This window comes from Pseudomonas sp., from assembly GCF_051660785.1.
Taxonomy (GTDB): Bacteria; Pseudomonadota; Gammaproteobacteria; order Pseudomonadales; family Pseudomonadaceae; genus Aquipseudomonas.
This window is the reverse complement of record NZ_JBOFQE010000101.1, coordinates 1-4506: the sequence shown is the minus strand read 5'-3', so window position 1 is coordinate 4506 and position 4506 is coordinate 1. Positions and strand designations below refer to the sequence as shown.

Here is a 4506-nt window from a genome sequence, read left to right as displayed (position 1 = left end):
CGTGCGACCTACCTGACATCGTGGCTGCACGAGTACAACTGGCATCGCCCGCATGCCAGCCTGAGTTATTTGCCACCGATTAGCCGAATAGCATCCGTGAACAACGTGGTGGGTTTACACAGCTAGCCTGCTAGCGATGCGGCCATCAGCATCACTGCATCAGTGAACCTGATGTTGCAGTGGCGACTGCATAATCGCTATCGCCAGCAGGCTGGCTCCCACATTGGATCTACAGCGTTAACAAATCCCCTGTGGGAGCTAGCCTGCTAGCGATGCGGTCATCAGCATCACTGCATCAAATTTCAGGCAATAAAAAAGGCCCGCATCACTGCGGGCCTTTTTTTTAGCAGGGTGGAGCGGGGGACTTAACCCGCCACCAACACCCGAATCGCTTCCAGTCGCAGCGCAGCCTTGTCGAGCATGGCCAAACCTTGCTCACGTTGTTTGCGCAAGGCAACCAGCTCACTGTCGCGCACCGTCGGGTTTACCGCTTGCAGCGCGGTCAGGCGCGCCAGTTCTTCGTCGGTATCGGCCGCCAGACGACGTTGTGCTTCAGCCACACGCTCGGCGTGACGAGGGAAGATTTTCTCTTCGCCGGCGTTGATCCGTGGCGTCAGTTGATCGCGCTGGGCCTGGATGAACTTGTTGGCGCTGGCGCGAGGCACGCTTTCCAGTTGGTCGTTCAAGGTCTCGAACGACACCCGGGCCGACAAGTCGTTGCCATTGGCATCGAGCAGGCAGCGCAGGGCGGCCGGCGGCAAGTAACGGCCCAGTTGCAGCGAGCGCGGCGCAACCACTTCGCTGACATAGAGCAGTTCCAGCAACACAGTGCCAGGTTTCAGCGCCTTGTTCTTGATCAGCGCCACGGCGGTGTTGCCCATCGAGCCGGACAAGACCAGGTCCATGCCGCCCTGCACCATCGGGTGTTCCCAGGTGATGAACTGCATGTCTTCACGAGACAGTGCCTGGTTGCGGTCGTAAGTGATGGTCACGCCCTCGTCGTCGCCCAGCGGGAAACTGGCGTCGAGCATTTTTTCGCTCGGCTTGAGGATCAGGGCGTTTTCCGAATGGTCTTCGCTGTCGATGCCGAACGCGTCGAAGAGGGTTTCCATGTAGATCGGCAGGGCGAACTGGTCGTCTTGCTCAAGGATGTCCTCGACCAACTGATCGCCTTCGCCCGATCCGCCGGAGTTGAGCTCCAGCAAGCGGTCGCGGCCGGTGTGCAGCTCGGCTTCCAGACGCTCGCGCTCGGCGCGGGCTTCGTCGATCAGCGCTTGCCACTCGCCATCGTCGGCATTTTCCAGCAGCGGCAGCAGGCGCGGGCCGAACTGATGCTGCAAGGCGTTGCCGGTCGGGCAGGTGTTGAGGAATGCGTTCAATGCTTCGTGGTACCACTGGAACAGGCGCTCTTGCGGGCTGGTTTCCAGGTACGGCACGTGCAATTCGATGATGTGCTTCTGGCCGATCCGGTCCAGACGACCGATACGCTGCTCCAGCAGGTCCGGGTGCGAAGGCAGATCGAACAACACCAGGTGGTGCGAGAACTGGAAGTTGCGACCTTCACTGCCGATTTCCGAGCAGATCAGCACTTGTGCGCCAAACTCTTCGTCGGCGAAGTAGGCCGCGGCGCGGTCACGCTCAAGGATGTTCATGCCTTCGTGGAACACCGTGGCCGGAATGCCGGAACGTACGCGCAGGGCGTCTTCCAGGTCCATGGCGGTTTCGGCGTGGGCGCAGATCACCAGCACTTTGGTGCGCTTGAGCATCTTCAGTTGATCGATCAGCCATTCGACGCGCGGGTCGAATTTCCACCAGCGTTCTTCTTCGTTGGCATCCGGCTGGGCCTGGAAGCTGACTTCCGGGTACAGCTCGGCGTGATCGCCCAGCGGCAGTTCGAGGTATTCGTCCGGGCACGGCAGCGGGTACGGATGCAGTTTGCGCTCCGGGAAACCCTGCACGGCGGCGCGGGTATTACGGAAGAGCACGCGGCCGGTGCCATGGCGGTCCAGCAGTTCGCGGACCAGACGGGCGCTGGCTTCGGTGTCGCCATCGTTGACCGCAGTCAGCAAGGCTTCACCTTCGTTGCCGAGAAAGCCGTGAATGGTCTTGTGTGCTTCCGGCGACAGGCGCCCTTTGTCCAGCAGCTCCTGAACGGCTTCGGCCACCGGGCGATAGTTTTCGCTTTCGGCGCGGAAGGCGTGCAAGTCATGGAAACGGTTCGGGTCAAGCAGGCGCAGACGCGCGAAGTGGCTGTCCTGGCCCAGTTGTTCCGGGGTGGCGGTCAGCAGCAGTACGCCAGGAATGACCTCGGCGAGTTGCTCGACCAGCGAGTATTCCGGGCTGGCCTTTTCTTCGTGCCAGACCAGGTGGTGCGCTTCGTCGACGACCAGCAGGTCCCAACCGGCAGCGAACAGCGCGTCTTGGGCTTTCTCGTCGTCCACCAGCCACTCAAGTGCAACCAGCGCGAGCTGGGTGTCTTCGAACGGGTTGGCGGCATCGCTTTCGATAAAGCGTTCTTCGTCGAACAGCGCGACTTGCAGGTTGAAGCGGCGGCGCATCTCGACCAGCCACTGGTGCTGCAGGTTCTCCGGAACCAGGATCAGCACGCGGTTGGCGCGGCCCGACAGCAGTTGGCGATGAATGATGAGACCGGCTTCGATGGTTTTACCCAGGCCCACTTCGTCGGCCAGCAGAACCCGCGGCGCAATGCGGTCGGCGACTTCACGGGCGATGTGCAGCTGGTGCGCGATCGGTTGCGCACGCACGCCACCGAGGCCCCAGAGCGCGGACTGCAACTGGCGGCTGGTGTGTTCCAGGGTGTTGTAGCGCAGGGAGAACCAGGCCAGCGGGTCGATCTGCCCGGCGAACAGACGGTCGCTGGCCAGCCGGAACTGGATGAAGTTCGACAGTTGGGTTTCTGGCAGGGTGACCACTTCGTTCTGCGCGTTGAGGCCGTGGTAGACCAGCAGGCCATCGACGTCGTCGACTTCCTGGACGGTCAGTTTCCAGCCTTCGAAGTGAGTGATGGAGTCGCCCGGCGAGAACCGCACGCGGGTGAGGGGCGCATTCCGTAGCGCGTACTGGCGAGTCTCGCCAGTGGCCGGATAGAGCACGGTCAACAAGCGGCCGTCCTGTGCCAGAACGGTGCCTAAACCCAGCTCGGCTTCGCTGTCACTGATCCAGCGTTGCCCCGGTTGATACTGCTGCGCCATGCTGCCTGACTCCCACCTTGAAAAAGCGGGCTATCTTAACGGAATGAGGGCTTCAGGGCCAAAGGACTCTCATAAAAACTCGCAGTCTTACGTTAGCCCAGCGATGCGATGCTTGCCGGTCGGGGCACCAATCGGTGCCAAACCGGTCACAGTTTGCGACCGATGGCTCAAGTCGCCATCCCCGCAGCCGACAGCCTGCTGACAGGAGACTTTTATTATGCTGCCACCGATGCTCCCCTTGAGTGCCGTGCCGATCACGTCACAGCACGACCCGATCCGCCAGCGCCCGGACATTCCGCCTGTCGTGCCGGTGCAGGAAAGCTCCAACGAAAGCACCATTGACCTGCAACAACGCGATCCCGAGGAAGCGGCTTTTCAGCTGCGCGAGGAACAGCGGCGCAAGCAGGAGCGGGAACGGCGTCGCCGTGAGGCTGATGAGGATCCGGAGGAGCATCTGGCGATTCCCGGGACCGAATTGAATGCTGACAATACCGTGCCGGTCGCGCCGTTGATGGAAGATCAGCCGCGCCAGGGGTTGTGGGTCGATGTCCAGATTTGAGGTTGCGGCTGGTCAGCGCCGCTTTGAGACCGCATTATTGTGACTACCCTGCCATTCGATGTACTGAGCACCATGAGCCAAGATGACAAGTTGATTGATCTCAATTCTGAACGCGCCAAGCGGGTTCATGACCTTAATGAAAAGCGTCTGAATGAAGTGCGTCAGGCGTTTGAGCAGGCGATGCCGTTGGCTAAAGCCAAGAAGAAGCCGAAGAACAAGCCGAAAAAGCGCTGATTCACCCTGCATCGGTTGATGCAGGTCATTTATTTCCCCTCCTTTACGCCCTGTCTGGGGCGACATTGATCCTGGTCAATTTTCTCTTCTGCCTGATTGGTTAACTTAGCCCTATCGCAACAGGGCAAGTGCAGGAGAGCCGTCATGTTTTTCGACAACGTGGTGATCGCCGGGGTGCTGACAGTCGGCCTCATGGTTCTGTTTTTTGCAGGGTTCGGGTTTTTTATCTGGAAGGATTCGCATAAGCGCAAGCCGTAGTTCTTTCTGGATGTAATGAGCACGCAAGGCATTTTGGGCAACTTCGGTTGCCCTTTTTTTTTGCCCCCGAAGATGTCACTGACAATATAGAACCCTGTGGGGGTGAGCCTGCTCGCGATGGCGGCCTGGTAGCCGACCAGGCTCTTTCAGGTGTACATATCCATTTCTGCGGTAACGGCGGCTGGCGGTTTCGCCCTTACGGCGACTCACTTTTTTTACAAGCGCCTAAAAAAAGTAAGCAAA

The 4506-nt window shown here is 59.9% G+C and carries 4 protein-coding genes and 1 pseudogene; 4 read left to right on the top strand and 1 reads right to left on the bottom strand.

Annotated features, from left to right (window positions below):
• Nucleotides 1-126: pseudogene (locus ACRC4F_RS28700) on the top strand (IS481 family transposase); the annotation flags it as partial.
• Nucleotides 127-365: 239 nt separating this feature from the next.
• Here the strand turns inward: ACRC4F_RS28700 and rapA are convergent.
• Nucleotides 366-3212, bottom strand: coding sequence for an RNA polymerase-associated protein RapA (rapA, locus tag ACRC4F_RS28695; protein ID WP_438662369.1), 2847 nt, complete (start codon nucleotides 3210-3212; stop codon nucleotides 366-368).
• A 217-nt stretch (nucleotides 3213-3429) separates the two neighbouring features.
• On the opposite strand from rapA, the gene ACRC4F_RS28690 reads away from it, so the two are divergent.
• The 3 genes from ACRC4F_RS28690 (at nucleotide 3430) to ccoM (ending at nucleotide 4263) form a co-directional block, all read left to right on the top strand.
• Nucleotides 3430-3771 carry an aspartate-semialdehyde dehydrogenase gene (locus ACRC4F_RS28690; RefSeq protein WP_438662368.1) on the top strand — a complete coding sequence of 114 codons (342 nt, stop codon included), beginning with the start codon at nucleotides 3430-3432 and terminating at the stop codon, nucleotides 3769-3771.
• 72 nt (nucleotides 3772-3843) lie between these two features.
• Nucleotides 3844-4005 carry a hypothetical protein gene (locus tag ACRC4F_RS28685; RefSeq protein ID WP_438662367.1) on the top strand — a complete coding sequence of 54 codons (162 nt, stop codon included), beginning with the start codon at nucleotides 3844-3846 and terminating at the stop codon, nucleotides 4003-4005.
• A gap of 144 nt (nucleotides 4006-4149) precedes the next feature.
• Nucleotides 4150-4263: a cytochrome c oxidase subunit CcoM gene (gene ccoM / locus ACRC4F_RS28680; protein WP_010462558.1), complete on the top strand. Its 114-nt coding sequence runs from the start codon at nucleotides 4150-4152 to the stop codon at nucleotides 4261-4263.
• Nucleotides 4264-4506 lie beyond the last annotated feature (243 nt).